The following is a 13,394-nucleotide window of genomic DNA, read 5'->3' on the forward strand; positions in this document are numbered from 1 at the left end:
CCGCGGGGGTGGGCCCGCCCCCCGGCCCGGGGGTGCGCCGCCACCGTCCCCACGAGGCGGCGCGAGCGGGTCGCCGTCCGGTCATCGGAGGCGGCGGCCCGCTGGTTCAGGGGGCCCTGTGCGCTTCCGACGGGGTCACGCCCAGCGCCGGGAGCAGGCAGGCGTCGACGAACCGGACCAGGTACTCGGCGTCGGCGTAGCGCCCCTCCAGCACGGGCCGGATGCGCAGTACGCCCATCAGCTGCGCCGGCAGGAACTCCACGGCCGGATGCCCGGGGGCGAGCTCGCCCCGCGCCACGGCCCGCTCCACGATCGAGTCGAACGCCGCCCGCTCCGGCTCCACCAGAGCCTCGCGCAGAGCCGCCTTCAGCTCCTCGTCGCTCAGCACCGCGTGCCCGAGGGCCTGCATCAGCCGGGTGTCGCGCCCCGAGGTGCAGGCGGCGATCCGGGCCGCCTCGCGCAGGTCGCCCACGAGGGTTCCGGTGTCCACCGCGGCGAGGGTCCCGCGCCGGTCCGCGCGCAGGGCGGCGGCGACGAGCTGCGGTTTGGTCTTCCACTGCCGGTAGAGCGTGGACTTTCCGCAGATGGCCCGGGCGGCGATCTTCTCCATGGTCAGCGCCTCGTAGCCGTCCTCGCGCAACTGCTCCAGGACGGCGTCGTAGAGCTGTCGCTCCCGCTCCGGTGTGATCTTGGAGCGGCGCGCGGGGGCCGGGGCGGCGTCCGGCGTCGGCGACGTCATGGCGGCTCTCCTCGGTGATGCGTGCCACTTGCTGTGCGGGCGGGTTTTCCCCCGTCCGTGGCGGCGATATTCGCTCGCGCCCCAGCGGCCTCTAGTGAAAGTCTACGGGAACGCGAGCGTATCGGTACACGCTCGTATCGATACGGGAATGTATCGATACACTGGTGTGTCGATTGTGAGCCGTGTACAGGAAGCGAGACCGGGGGATGACCTCCCACACCACATCTACCGGGGCCGGCGCGGGGCCGGGCGCCCGCCGCCGCCTCTTGCGAGAGCTCCTGCTCGTCGTGGGCCTCTTCGCCGTCTATAAGTGCGGCCGCATGCTCGCCACCGGCCGCACGGACGAGGCCTTCCGCAACGGCACCCGGATCTGGGACGCCGAGCGCACCCTGCACCTGCCCGGCGAAGGCCTGGTCCAGCGCCTGCTCCTGCACAGCGACGCCCTCGTACACACGGCGAACACCTACTACGCGGCCGTGCACTTCCCCGCCACGGTGATCTTCCTCGTCTGGCTCTACGTGCGCCGCCCCGCGCACTACTTCTGGACCCGCCGCGTCCTGGCGGTCCTGACCGGCGCTGCCCTGGTCATCCACCTGACCTTCCCCCTCGTGCCCCCGCGGATGCTGGACGCGACCCACCTGATCGACACCGGGCAGGTCTACGGCCCGACCGTCTACGGGGCCGCGCCCGCCGCGGACACCATGGCCAACCAGTTCGCCGCCATGCCCTCCCTGCACTTCGGCTGGGCGCTGATGCTGGCCCTCGGCATGATCGCGGCGACCTCCTCGCGGTGGCGCGCCCTGTGGCTGCTGCACCCGCTCGTCACCCTGGTCGTGATCGTCGGCACGGCCAACCACTACTGGCTCGACGCCATCGTCGTCACCGTGCTCCTCGGGGCCGCCCTGCTGCTGGTCCCGCGCCCGGCCGGCCGCTCGCTCATCGCCCGGCGGAGCGTGCCCGGCCAACGACCGCCGCCGCTGCCCGCGCCGGCCGGCACCGAGCCCATGGAGCCCGTAGGAGCGGCCCGGTGAACGCCACGCTCCTCGCCGTCCTGCTCTGCCTCGCCGCCGCCGTCGCCTACGCGGCCGCCGCCGTCGCCCAGGAACGCCTGGCCCGCCGCGGGGTCGCCCGCAGCACCGCGGCGCTGCTCGGCAACAGCGCCTGGTGGTGGTCGGCCGGCCTGAACGCCGCCGCCGCGCTCCTGCACGCCGCCGCCCTGCGGTACGGGCCGCTCACCCTGGTCCAGCCGCTCGGCGCGCTCACCCTCGTCGCCGCCGTCCCGCTGGGCGCGCACGGCGCCGGGCGGCGGGTCGTGGCCACCGAGTGGCGCGGCACCCTGGCCACCGTCGTCGGCCTCGGACTGCTCCTGCTGCCCGCCTCGGGCCCCGGCCCCGCCGAGACCCTGACCCTGGCCGAGGCACTCGCCGTCTCCGCGGCGACGGCCGGGGTGATCATGCTGCTCACCGCGCGGAAGGACACCCGCTCGGGCCTGCGCCACGCGACGGCCTCCGGACTGGCCTCCGCGGCCGCCTCCGCCCTGACCCAGACCGTCGCCTTGGCGGCCGGCCGGGGCGGGGCGCTGCTCAGCTTCCGGGTCGTCTCGGTGGCGCTGCTCGTGGTGGTCTTCGCGGTCGGCGGGATGCTCCTCTCCCAGCGTGCCTACCGGGGCGGCCTCGGCGCCCCGCTCGCGGTGGTCAACCTGACCAACCCACTGGCCGCGGCCGCCATCGGCATGATCCTGCTCGGCGAACGCATCCAGGGCGGAGTGCTCGGGGTGCTGCTGGCCGTACTGGGGGCGCTCGCGGCGGCCCGGGGCGTGCTGCTGCTCACGCGAACTCCGCAGCAGCCGACGCCCCTTACCGCTCCGATTTCCGCTACGGTCACGCCCAGAGCCCGGGTGGCGGCCTGATCCGTACGCGGCCCGGCCGAGAACCGATTGCGCCGTTCGAGCGTCTGACTCCGTGAGACACGAGCACACGACGCGCGCACGAGGCGCGCACATCGAAGCGGAGTGAACGGGCATGGGCATCATCGGCTGGATCATCCTCGGACTGCTGGCGGGCGCGATCGCCAAGGTCCTGCTGCCAGGCCGTGACCCGGGCGGCCTGATCGGCACCACCCTCATCGGCGTCGCCGGCGCCTTCACCGGTGGCTGGCTCTCGGCGAAGTTCCTGGGCCGGTCGATCCAGAACGACTTCTTCGACCTCGCGACCTGGGGCTCCGCCATCGCAGGCTCCCTGGTCCTCCTCGTCGCCTACCGACTCCTCTTCGGCAACTCCCGGAACTGACCGGCGGACCGGCGGATCGCGGGTCGGCGGGTCGGCGGGTCGGGCCTCCATGGCCACCGTGCCGGTACGGCGTCTGGGTCCAGGACGATGGCGGCGATCCGCAGGTCGGCGAGGTACCGCCGTCGAAGAGGAATCCGATGTGGTTGGCGGGCCAGGCCTCACCCCGGTGGCCGACGAACTGCGTGCCCAGCAGCTTCCGCTCGCCTTCGAAGACGATTCCCGTCTCCTCCCGACACTCCCGGAGCGCGCACTCCCACGGCGTCTCGCCGTGGTCCATGTTCCGGCCCGGCCACTGCCAGGCCTCCGTGGAGCGCGTCGCACGGAGCTGCACCGGGCGGCCGGCGATCTCGGTGAAGTAGAGGCAGGCGTAAGCGGTCGCCCGGGGGATGGTCTCGACGTACGCCCGAGTCGTCCACGTCCCGGTACGAGTGCGCCGTCGTCGGTGGTGGCGCCTACGATGACCGGCCATGGACAGCAGTGAGGCCGGCAGACGGTTGATCGACGGGCGCTTCGAACTCGCGCGGCCCCTGGGCAGCGGCGGGATGGGGACCGTGTGGCGCGCCCGTGACATCGCGCTGGACCGGGAGGTCGCGCTCAAGGAGGTGCGGCCGCCGGACCCGGCGACCGCCGCCGCACAGCCGGGGCTCGTCGTCCAGCTGCGCGAACGAGCCGTCCGCGAGGCCCGGGCCCTGGCCCGGCTCGCCCACCCGAACGTGGTCACGATCCACCACATCGTGGAGCCCGAGCCCGGCTCCGACGGCCACCCGTGGATCGTGATGGAACTGGTCAGGGGCGGTTCCCTGGCCGACCGGCTGGCTGACGGGCCGATGCCGGTGGCGGACGTGCTGCGGCTCGGCCTGGACCTGCTCTCCGCGCTGCGGGCCGCGCACGCGGAGGGGGTGCTGCACCGTGACGTGAAACCGGCCAACGTGCTGCTGCGGCCCAACGGCTCCGCGGTGCTCACCGACTTCGGGATCGCGGCCCTGCACGGCGCGACCGGGCTGACCTCGACCGGAGTGCTGATCGGGTCCCCGGAGTACATCGCGCCCGAGCGGGCGCGCGGCGAGGAGGGGCTGGCCGCCTCCGACCTGTGGTCGCTCGGGATGCTGCTGTACGTGGCCTCGGAGGGGCTGCACCCGCTGCGCCGGGCCACGAGCCTGGCCACCGTGGTCGCGATCCTCGACGAGCCGATCCCGGCGCCGGTCCGGTCCGGCCCGCTGGGACCCGTACTGGAACGGCTGCTGGTACGGGACCTGGCCGTGCGGCCAGACGCCGAGGAGCTGGAAGCACTGCTCCGTGGTGCGAGCAGTGCTCTCGGCGGCGCCGCCCCGGTGGTACCGCCGGTCGCCCTCGGGAACTTCGGGCCGGTGGCCCCGGACCCCGGTCCGGCCATGAACCCGATACCGGCGGCGCCACCCTCCCATGCGCCGTTCGTCCCCGGCGCGGGCAACCCGTACGCCTACACCGTCCCCGTGGCCACCCCGGCCGGTCCGCGCCACCGCCGGCCGGCCCTGCTCGCCGGACTCCTCGCGGTGGTCCTGACCGGCGGGATCATTGGCCTCGTCAAGTGGCTGCCCGACGGTAACGCCGGCGCAGCCGCGGGCAAGAGCGGTGACACGTCGCCCTCGGGCAACGCGTCCGCGTCCGCCTCCGCGCCGGTCTCTCCGGTCCCGGTCACCGCGGTGGTCTCCGCCCCCACCCCGAAGGCGAGCGCCCCGAAGACGGCCACCCCGCCCAAGGGCAGCCTCATCGATCCGGCCAACATCCGTACGGCCGTCGAGGCGTTCAAGCAGCAGACCGGAACGACCACCTTCGTCGACATGAAGGTCTACGACGAGTACGTGCTCGCCGACATCCCGACCGCTCCCGGAGCCAAGACCGTCGACTCCTGGCAGTACCGCGGCGGCGTCGCCAAGCGCACCGGCCCCTCCGGCACCGTGAAGGCCGGCGACCCGCTCATGGACATGGAGGCACTCGACTGGGACGCGCTGCCCGGCCTGCTGGCCCAGTCGACGAAGGAGCTCGGCGTCGACAACCCGAGCTCCCGCTACCTCAACGTCTCGCCCTGGCTCCAGACCCCCGCGATCCGTCCCTATCTGAACGACGAGTACGGACAGGGCGGCTACGTCCTCGCCGGCACCGACTTCAAGATCAAAAAGGTCTACGTGAACTGACAGCCGGGCGCGCCTTCACGAACCGGCTCGACGATGCCGCCGAGACCGGCTCCCCGGACCAGCGCCGTAGCCGAGGCCCTTGCCCAGGGCCCCGCCGCGCACCCCGGTGCGCCGCCAGGGCGCGCAGGCGGCGTACCGCCGTCTGACCCGCCCACGCGAACGGGCCGCCGGGCAGTGACATTTGTACGGCTGGAGTCCGTACGCGCGACTCTGCCGGAGGCCCGGCACCCGTCCGTAGCGTGTCGGGCATGAGGCAGACGAGGACGCGGGCGACGGAGCAGGCGGCACGACAGACGCCGAGGCAGACGCCGAAGCAGACGACGCACAGGGCGACAGACGCAGCTGGTCCGATGAGTCCGCTTTCCACACACCGGAGGTTCCGGGACCCGGGCAGTGCTAAGCCGCTTCCGGGCGGGAGCGGTGGCTCAGGCGGTTGGCGGCGCGGCGGCCGCGGGCCTCCAGGGGGAGTACTCCGGTGGCCGCGGCCAGGCCGAAGGGCGGCATGTCGGCGTAGATCGACTCGTACGAGCCCTCCGGGACGATGTACGACTCGTGCCACAGGCCCACGTGGCGGCGGAGCTTGCCCGCGCCCTCTTTGCGGTTGATGATCGCCCAGACCCGGTGGTGGAACATGTCGGGAGCCGCGGCGTACGCGTAGAGCTTCTCCTTCGACTCCCAGTACTGGACCACGTAGTACGTGCGGGGCGAGGCGGTGAGCAGGACGTGGCCGAGCAGGCCGCGGCCCTCGTCCCGGGCCAGTTCGCGGAGCATGCGGGGCATGGCGAGCAGGACCGGGACCCAGTGGTGCAGGGCCCAGAAGTGGTTGATGCGCATTCCGATGAGCAGGACGACGACGTCGCCCTCGGCTGCCGCGGTGGTGCGGCCCGGTAATGGCTTGGCGGTCACTCTGCCTCCGAAGTGGCCTGGTTGGATTGCGGCACTGTCCGACCGCACTGCCGTGCACCGTTGGATAGTTGCACTCTCCAAGGGAAGGTTCAAGAGATGCGACTGGCGGAGTTGAGCGAGCGCAGTGGCGTCTCCACAGCGACCATCAAGTACTACCTGCGAGAGGGCCTGTTGGCGCCGGGGCGGCGGGTCAGTGCGACGACCGCCGACTACGACGAGGAGCATCTGCGGAGACTGAGGCTGATCCGCGCGCTGATCCAGGTCGGCGGGATTCCGGTGGCCAAGGCCCGGGAAGTGCTCGCGCACGTGGACGACGAGTCCCTGGGCCGGACGATCCGGATGGGCGCGGCGCTCTGGGCGCTGCCGCAGGGTCCCGAGTCGGACGACGAGGACCCGGCGGTGGTGACCGCGCGCTACGAGGTGGACCGGCTGCTGGAGACACTGGGCTGGTCGACGGCCCGGGAGGTGGGGGCGCTGTCCCCGGTGCACCGCTCGCTGGTACTGGCGGTGTCGACGCTCATCCGGCTCGGCTATCCGTGGGGCGCCGAACTGATGGCCCCGTACGCCGAGTTGATGTACCAGGCGGCTGTGCGCGACCTGGACCTCATGGAGACGTACCCCTCCGAGGCGGAGAAGGTCGAGATGGTGGTGGCCGCGGCCGTCCTCTTCCAGCCGGTACTGAAGGCCCTGCACCGGCTGGCGCAGGAGGAGGAATCGGCGCGGCGTTACGGGCTGGAGTGAGCGAGCGGGAGCGGCGTACCGCGAGCTCGCTCAGTAGGCGCCGTTGACGTTGTCGATCGAACCGTAGCGGGCGGCCGCGTAATTGCAGGCGGCCGTGATGTTGGCGACCGGGTCGTAGGAGTCCAGGGGGGTGCCCGGGACGTGATAGGCCCGGAAAGTCGGGTCGATGACCTGGAGGAGTCCCTTGGAGGGGATGCCGGCCGCCGCGTTGGAGTCCCAGTTGTTGATGGCCATCGGATTTCCCGAGGATTCGCGCATGACGTTGCGGTGAATTCCTTCGTAGCTGCCGGGAATTCCGTGCTGCGCCATGACGTCGAGCGACTGGCGGATCCAGCCGTCGAGGTTGTTCGCGTAACCGGTGGACGCCTTGACGGCCTTGGCCGCGGCAGGCGCGGCGCCCGTGGTGAGGTTCAGCTTCAGGCCGGGGCGGATGGCCGAGGGGTTGGCGCCGACGATGCTCCGGTTGGCCTCGTAGAGCTTCTCCCAGCCGCCGCCGATGGAGTGCTCGGCCGCGATCTTGCTCAGGGTGTCACCGCTGACCACGGAGTAGGTCGTCGGGGCGACGGCCACCTCGGCGGCTCCGGCGGTGGTCGTGCTGATCAGTGGGAGGGCCAGCGCCGCACTGCCCGTGCCGGCGAGGGCCAGCGTGCGGGTGAGTGCGTGGTGCTGCTTCGGCCGGCGGTGCTTTCCCTTTGCGGGCATGGCGGAATTCCTCACGTGGGGGTACGGAAGAGCCCTGGCGGAGGCCGGATTCGGCAGCTGACCACCGGGAATGAGGTGACCGTAGGTGGCCCGGCGGGCCGGAACAAGCCATGAATTCGACCGGGAGATCAACTTCCTGTGACCGGCCCGATGGATGACCTTGAAAAGGGCTCTTGGAATTCCCGAATGTCCAACCGGGAAAAGGGAATCGCCCCTCGGGGGGAAATGATGTTGACGCCGCGGGCGTGACTCACATCACGGGCCGGCGGGCGAGGGCCCAATCCGGGCAAGTCGCCCGTCGCCGGGCCTGATTCGGGCGAGCCGCCCGTTGGCGGCGAATCGCCCATCCCGGGTCAATCGGCCCACCTGGGTGACCGTGCCTAGGTGATCGTGCCGTCCTCAGCCGTCGCGGGGCGGAGCCGGTTGGGTCCCTCCCCGTCCACCTCCTAGTCCGACGGCCGCGCGCTCTCCGGCCCGTCGGGCCCGATCCGCACCAGCCGGCGCATCCGGACGATCAGCAGCTCCCGGCCGTCGTCGAGGCGCACGGCGTTCGAGTCCCCGGCCGCCCGGAACTCCGCCGCCGCCCGCTCGTACCCCGCACGCCGGGCCGCCGGCAGCTCGTACACGGCGGGCCGGAGCGGGGTCAGGGTGTGCACCAGCGCCCTGCGGGCCGCGTGCGGGCTCGACAGCACCTCGGACGCGGGCTGCCAGCCCGCCGCCGTGCGCTCGAGCACCCGGTAGGCGGTCGGCAGCAGCACGATCCCGGCGTGTGTGCGCAGCGCGCTCCGCGAGTCCGCCCGCACCTGGGCCGGGTAGCGCGTGCTGCGGTAGTGCAGGCCCATCAGCGCGAGTCGCTCGGAGGCCTCCATGACGCTCGCCGCCGCGATGTGGTCGATCACGAAGCCCTCGTCGACGTCCGGGCCCCGGGTTTCCGGCTCCCAGTCGCGCACGGCCGGCTCCGGATCGGTGGGCCGGGGCGGCTCGAGCCCTTCCCCGTTGCCGTAGACGATCTCCTCGCACCGCACCAGCCGGTAGCGGGTGCCGGCCGCGGTCACCTCGTCGACCGGCTCCGTCTCCAGCCGCGCCACGGCCGCCAGCAGCTCCCGGCGGACCGCCCGGTCCTCCGTGTCGTCCTTGGCCCGCAACCACAGGGCGGAGTTCAGCCGGTCCCGGGCGTCCTGCGGAAACCCGCAGGCGACCGGGGTCAGCACCCGCCACCGGTGCCCGTCGCCCACGTCCTGGGCGGCGATTCCGAAGAGCGGCCCCCGGATGATGTAGTGCGCGTACCGCCGCGCGGCGTCGGAGGCATCGGCCTCCTGTGCGGCGGCCACCGGATGCTTCGCGTGCTCGACGTTCATGTAGAGGTGCTCGCGCCCGGGGGGTACCTCGCTGCTCATCCCGCATTCTGGGCACAGCTCCGGACCGGCCGCCGGGAGCATGGGCAACTCGGCCCCGAACAGACGACGGTGTGCTAGCCGGAGAGAGTGGACTCCTCCGGCCACAGCGCTAGAGCGCCGCCAGTTCCCGCAGCGCCGCAGCGACCGATTCCCTGCCCGCCGGCAGCAGGGGGAGGCGTACCTCCGGGGTCGGGATGCGGCCCTGCGCGCACAACACCCCCTTGATGACAGCAGGGTTGGGCTCCGTGAAGAGGGTCGCGGAGAGCCGGGCCAGCGTGTGGCCCAGAGCGCGTGCCCGGTCCGCCTCGCCCGCCCTCCAGGCGGCCGCCAGCTCGACGAACCGGGCCGTCGCGATATGGGCCGAGGCGAGGACCCCGCCCGCCGCGCCGAGTGCCAGCAGTGGCGAGAGGAAGGCGTCGTCGCCCGCCAACACCGCGAAGCCGTCCGGTAGATCACCGAGCAGCGCCACCGCTTCCCCGTCGAGCGAGCCGACCGCGTACTTCACCGCGGCCACCCCGGGCAGCGCCCCGATCTCCCGCAGCAGGGACGCGTCCAGCGGCAGCCCGGTCCGGTACGGGACGTGATAGACGATCAGCGGTACCGGGCTCGTCCGCGCCAGCCGCTCGAAGTGCGCGAGCACCCCGGCGGCCGAGGGCCGTACGAACGCGGGCACGGTCACCAGCGCGGCCCGCGCCTCGGGCCACCGCCCCAGCCGGGCCAGCGACTCCTCGGCAGCCCGGGTTCCGCTCGCCCCGGCGCCCACGGTCAGCGCCGCCCCGCGCTCCCGGCAGACCCGGGCGCAGACGTCGGTGACGAGGTCGCGCTCCGCCTCGTCGAGGGCGGCCGGCTCGCCGGTGGTGCCGAGCGCCACGATCCCGGTGGCCCCCGCGTCGAGCACCTCATGGGCGATCGCCTCCAGGGCGTCGTAGGCGACCTCCCCGGTGGAGGCGAAGGGGGTGATCAGCGGTACGTGGATCCCCTGAGGGGCGTGTGCGGTGGGCGGCGGCGTTCTCGGAGTCTGGGTCATGGGTCGAGCCTGGACCGTCCCGAGCATCGAATCCAGTTCGCGTTTCTTACCTGAACCGTAAGCTGATCCGATGCTCGATGTACGACGCCTGCGCCTGCTGCGCGAACTGGCCCACCGCGGGACCATCGCCGCGGTCGCCGATGCGCTCTCCTTCAGCCCTTCGGCGGTGTCCCAGCAGCTCTCGGTCCTCGAACGGGAGGCCGGACTGCCCCTGCTGGAACGCACCGGGCGCCGGGTCCGGCTCACGCCCGCCGGGCAGAACCTGGTCCGCCGCGCCGACGCGGTGCTGGAGCTGCTGGAGCGGGCCGACGCCGAGCTCGCCCAGGCGCGCGGCGGACTCGCCGGAGCACTGCGGATCGGCTCCTTCCCCACCGCGACCCGGGCGATCGTGCCGGCGGCCCTGGCAGCCCTGGCCCGCCGGCACCCGGGACTGGAGCCGATGGTGTCCGAAACCGACCCGGCGGCGGTCGCGGACGCGCTGCGGGCCGGGGACCTGGACGTGGCCCTGATTCACGCGTACGACTTCGTTCCCGCGCCGCAGGAGCCGGGGCTCGCCACCGAACCGCTCTACCGCGAGGCGATGTACCTGGCGGGTCCGGCCGGCGCCGTGGCCCCTGCCGTGGCCCCTGCCGTGGCCCCTGCCGGGGTTCCGGCCGGGGTTCCCGGGGCGGGCGGAGCCGGGCAGCGCGCGTTGCTCCGTGCGCACGCCGACGAGCCCTGGATCACCGCCACGCCCGGCACGCTCTGCCACGCCATGACCGTGCGGGCCTGCCGGGACGCCGGGTTCACGCCACGGATCCGCCACCAGGTGGACGAGTTCGCCACCGTGCTCGCCCTGGTCGCGGCCGGCCAGGGAGTGGCCGTGGTGCCGCAGCTCGGGATCACCGGGCACGCGGATCCGGCCGTCGCGCTCACCCGCCTCGCCATGGAGCGCCGCACCAACGTGGCCTTCCGCAGCGGAGCCGCCGCCCACCCCGCCGTGGCCGCCTTCGGCGCGGCCCTGCGGGAGGCGCTGCCGCCCGAACTGGCCTAGGTGTATTGCCCTGTGAGGTTGGGGACGCGGCTGGCGGGTGGTTTGCCTGCGAGTGTGGTGTGTCCGCGGTGGTGATTGTAGGTGTGGAGCCACTGGGGGTAGGCGTCGCGTCGTTCTTGTTCTGACCGGTAGGGGTGGGCGTAGGCCCACTCCTCGAGCAGGGTGCGGTTGAGGCGTTCGACTTTGCCGTTGGTCTGGGGCCGGTAGGGCCGGGTTCGCTTGTGGGTGATCCTGGCCGCTGCCAGTAGATCCCGCCAGGCATATGACTTGTAGCAGGAGCCGTTGTCGGTCAGGACGCGTTCGACGGTGATCCCGACGCTGGTGTAGTAGGCCTGGGCCCGCTGCCAGAACGCGGTGGCGGTTTCTTTCTTCTCGTCGGGCAGGATTTCGCTGTAGGCGAGGCGGGAGTGGTCGTCGACGGCGGTGTGGATGTACTGGTAGCCGGCCCCGCGCTTCTTGCGGCCGTCCTGGCGTCCGCGGGTCTTGTGGCCGCCGCCGTCGGGGATGTTGCCGAGTTTCTTGATGTCGACGTGGACCAGTTCACCCGGGCGTTCGCGTTCGTAGCGGCGTATGACACGGCCGGTCGCGCGGTCGAGGTGGGTCAGGCGGGCGATCCGGTACCGGGTCAGGATCCGGTGGACGGTGGAAGGGACCAGCCGCAGGTGGTGGGCGATGCGGGCCGGTCCCCACCGGCGCAGGACGCGGACCTTGATGATCCGGCGTTCGGTGCGGGTGGGTGTCCGCTTGGGGCTGCGGTGGGGGCGCGAGGAGTGGTCGGCCATGCCGGCCTCACCGGAGGCCCGGTAGCGGGCGGCCCACCTCTGGGCGGTGGTCGCTGACACCTGGAACCGCTCGGCGGCACGCCGCAGCGGCCAGCCGTCCACGGCCACGCAGCGGGCCAGCCGCAGGCGTCCGGTCTCGGTCAGGGGTGCATTACGGTGGGGCATGAGGGCCTTTCTGGTCGGTGTAGACGTCGCAATCCACACCGAACCCGGAAGGCCCTCACCCATTCAAGATCCCTCAGCCGAGACCTACATCACCCGTCCACAACCTCCCGGGACAGAAGACCTAGCGCTCCCGCGGCGGCCCGACGCGCCGGGGCGGTGGGGCACGGGGGCGCGGCGGCGCGGGGCAACTCCCGCGCGCGGGACAGCGCGTGTACGTTGGCCGGACCGGCGGAGCCCTCGCGGAGCCGCCGGTGCAGTCGACGAGACCGTGAACGAGAACGGGGTAGCACGTGACGCATCGCGTACGAGGGGTCATCGCCCGGAGCAAGGGCGCGCCGGTGGAGACCACGACGATCCTCGTGCCCGACCCGGGCCCCGGCGAGGCGCTCGTACGGGTCCAGGCCTGCGGGGTGTGCCACACCGACCTGCACTACCGGGAGGGCGGGATCAACGACGAGTTCCCCTTCCTGCTGGGCCACGAGGCCGCCGGGGTCGTCGAATCGGTCGGACCGGACGTCACCTCCGTCGCACCCGGTGACTTCGTCGTCCTCAACTGGCGGGCGGTGTGCGGGAGCTGCCGGGCCTGCAAGCGCGGCCGCCCCTGGTATTGCTTCGCCACGCACAACGCCACCCAGCCCATGACCCTCGAGGACGGCACCCCGCTCTCCCCGGCCCTCGGCATCGGGGCCTTCGCCGAGAAGACCCTGGTGGCCGCCGGTCAGTGCACCAAGGTGGACCCGGCGGCCTCGCCCGCCGCCGCCGGACTGCTCGGCTGCGGGGTGATGGCCGGCCTCGGAGCCGCCCTGAACACCGGCAACGTCGAGCGCGGCGACTCCGTGGCCGTCATCGGCTGCGGGGGAGTGGGCAACGCCGCCGTCGCCGGGGCCAGGCTGGCCGGGGCCTCGCGGATCATCGCCGTGGACCTGGACGACCGGAAGCTGGAGTGGGCGCGGGGACTCGGCGCCACGCACACCGTCAACGGCGGGACCGAGGACGTCGTCAAGGCCATCCAGAAGCTGACCGGCGGCAACGGCGCCGACGTGGTCATCGATGCCGTCGGCCGCCCCGAGACGTACCGCCAGGCGTTCTACGCCCGCGACCTGGCCGGCACGGTGGTGCTGGTCGGCGTCCCGACGCCGGAGATGCGCCTCGAACTCCCGCTGCTGGACGTCTTCGGGCGCGGCGGTGCCCTGAAGTCCTCCTGGTACGGGGACTGCCTGCCCGAGCGGGACTTCCCGCTGCTCATCGACCTCTACCTGCAAGGGCGCCTCGACCTCGACGCGTTCGTCTCCGAGCGGATCGCACTGGACGGGGTCGAGGCCGCCTTCGAGCGGATGGAACGGGGCGAGGTGCTCCGCTCGGTGGTCGAGTTCTGACCCGCCTCCAAACCACCGCGGCCCGGCCCGCCGCGGCCGGGTCCACCCGGCCCGGGGCCCGGCG

13 protein-coding genes and 1 pseudogene are annotated in these 13,394 nt (G+C 72.8%); 7 read left to right on the forward strand and 7 right to left on the reverse strand.

The window, feature by feature from the left end; genetic code table 11:
- Window positions 1–106: 106 nt before the first annotated feature.
- Window positions 107–739, reverse strand: coding sequence for a TetR/AcrR family transcriptional regulator (locus OTB20_RS30040; protein WP_267822263.1), 633 nt, complete (start codon window positions 737–739; stop codon window positions 107–109).
- 206 nt (window positions 740–945) lie between these two features.
- On the opposite strand from OTB20_RS30040, the gene OTB20_RS30045 reads away from it, so the two are divergent.
- From OTB20_RS30045 to OTB20_RS30055, 3 genes are all read left to right on the forward strand, one after another.
- The gene (locus OTB20_RS30045; protein ID WP_267822265.1) at window positions 946–1,770 is read left to right on the forward strand and encodes a phosphatase PAP2 family protein; all 825 of its coding nucleotides are present in this window, start codon (window positions 946–948) and stop codon (window positions 1,768–1,770) included.
- The gene (locus OTB20_RS30050; RefSeq protein ID WP_267822267.1) at window positions 1,767–2,648 is read left to right on the forward strand and encodes a hypothetical protein; all 882 of its coding nucleotides are present in this window, start codon (window positions 1,767–1,769) and stop codon (window positions 2,646–2,648) included. The genes OTB20_RS30045 and OTB20_RS30050 overlap by 4 nt, the downstream gene beginning before the upstream one ends.
- Window positions 2,649–2,760: 112 nt before the next feature.
- Window positions 2,761–3,027 carry a GlsB/YeaQ/YmgE family stress response membrane protein gene (locus OTB20_RS30055; RefSeq protein WP_267822269.1) on the forward strand — a complete coding sequence of 89 codons (267 nt, stop codon included), beginning with the start codon at window positions 2,761–2,763 and terminating at the stop codon, window positions 3,025–3,027.
- 244 nt (window positions 3,028–3,271) lie between these two features.
- Here OTB20_RS30055 and OTB20_RS42560 read toward each other — a convergent pair.
- Window positions 3,272–3,598 (reverse strand): annotated as a pseudogene (locus tag OTB20_RS42560) (hypothetical protein); the annotation flags it as partial.
- Here OTB20_RS42560 and OTB20_RS30060 point away from each other — a divergent pair.
- On the forward strand, window positions 3,495–5,201 hold the full coding sequence (locus tag OTB20_RS30060) for a serine/threonine-protein kinase (protein WP_267822271.1): 1,707 nt from the start codon (window positions 3,495–3,497) through the stop codon (window positions 5,199–5,201). The pseudogene OTB20_RS42560 and the gene OTB20_RS30060 sit on opposite strands and share 104 nt — an antisense overlap.
- Window positions 5,202–5,597: 396 nt before the next feature.
- Here OTB20_RS30060 and OTB20_RS30065 read toward each other — a convergent pair whose 3' ends face one another.
- Window positions 5,598–6,107 (reverse strand): DUF4188 domain-containing protein, encoded by a 510-nt coding sequence (locus OTB20_RS30065; protein ID WP_267822273.1) that lies wholly within the window; start codon window positions 6,105–6,107, stop codon window positions 5,598–5,600.
- Window positions 6,108–6,203: 96 nt separating this feature from the next.
- Here OTB20_RS30065 and OTB20_RS30070 point away from each other — a divergent pair, with 96 nt between their 5' ends.
- Complete coding sequence (locus tag OTB20_RS30070; RefSeq protein ID WP_267754199.1) at window positions 6,204–6,848, forward strand: MerR family transcriptional regulator; 645 nt, start codon at window positions 6,204–6,206, stop codon at window positions 6,846–6,848.
- Window positions 6,849–6,878: 30 nt separating this feature from the next.
- On the opposite strand, the gene OTB20_RS30075 is transcribed toward OTB20_RS30070, so the two are convergent.
- The 3 genes from OTB20_RS30075 to OTB20_RS30085 all read right to left on the reverse strand — a co-directional run bounded on the left by OTB20_RS30075 (window position 6,879) and on the right by OTB20_RS30085 (window position 9,974).
- A complete protein-coding gene (locus OTB20_RS30075) occupies window positions 6,879–7,550 on the reverse strand; it encodes a LysM peptidoglycan-binding domain-containing protein (protein WP_267822275.1) in 672 nt (223 codons plus the stop codon).
- Between the two features lie 446 nt (window positions 7,551–7,996).
- Window positions 7,997–8,947: a DUF5954 family protein gene (locus tag OTB20_RS30080; RefSeq protein WP_267822277.1), complete on the reverse strand. Its 951-nt coding sequence runs from the start codon at window positions 8,945–8,947 to the stop codon at window positions 7,997–7,999.
- Window positions 8,948–9,056: 109 nt separating this feature from the next.
- Window positions 9,057–9,974 (reverse strand): dihydrodipicolinate synthase family protein, encoded by a 918-nt coding sequence (locus OTB20_RS30085; protein WP_267822278.1) that lies wholly within the window; start codon window positions 9,972–9,974, stop codon window positions 9,057–9,059.
- A 70-nt stretch (window positions 9,975–10,044) separates the two neighbouring features.
- Between OTB20_RS30085 and OTB20_RS30090 the strand changes: the two genes are divergently transcribed.
- A complete protein-coding gene (locus tag OTB20_RS30090) occupies window positions 10,045–11,007 on the forward strand; it encodes a LysR family transcriptional regulator (protein ID WP_267822280.1) in 963 nt (320 codons plus the stop codon).
- On the opposite strand, the gene OTB20_RS30095 is transcribed toward OTB20_RS30090, so the two are convergent.
- Window positions 11,004–11,954 (reverse strand): IS481 family transposase, encoded by a 951-nt coding sequence (locus OTB20_RS30095; RefSeq protein WP_267822282.1) that lies wholly within the window; start codon window positions 11,952–11,954, stop codon window positions 11,004–11,006. The genes OTB20_RS30090 and OTB20_RS30095 overlap by 4 nt on opposite strands.
- 290 nt (window positions 11,955–12,244) lie before the next feature.
- Here OTB20_RS30095 and OTB20_RS30100 point away from each other — a divergent pair, with 290 nt between their 5' ends.
- A complete protein-coding gene (locus tag OTB20_RS30100) occupies window positions 12,245–13,330 on the forward strand; it encodes an S-(hydroxymethyl)mycothiol dehydrogenase (protein ID WP_267822283.1) in 1,086 nt (361 codons plus the stop codon).
- Window positions 13,331–13,394 lie beyond the last annotated feature (64 nt).

Source organism: Streptomyces sp. H27-H1 (assembly GCF_026627445.1).
Taxonomy (GTDB): domain Bacteria; phylum Actinomycetota; class Actinomycetes; order Streptomycetales; family Streptomycetaceae; genus Streptomyces.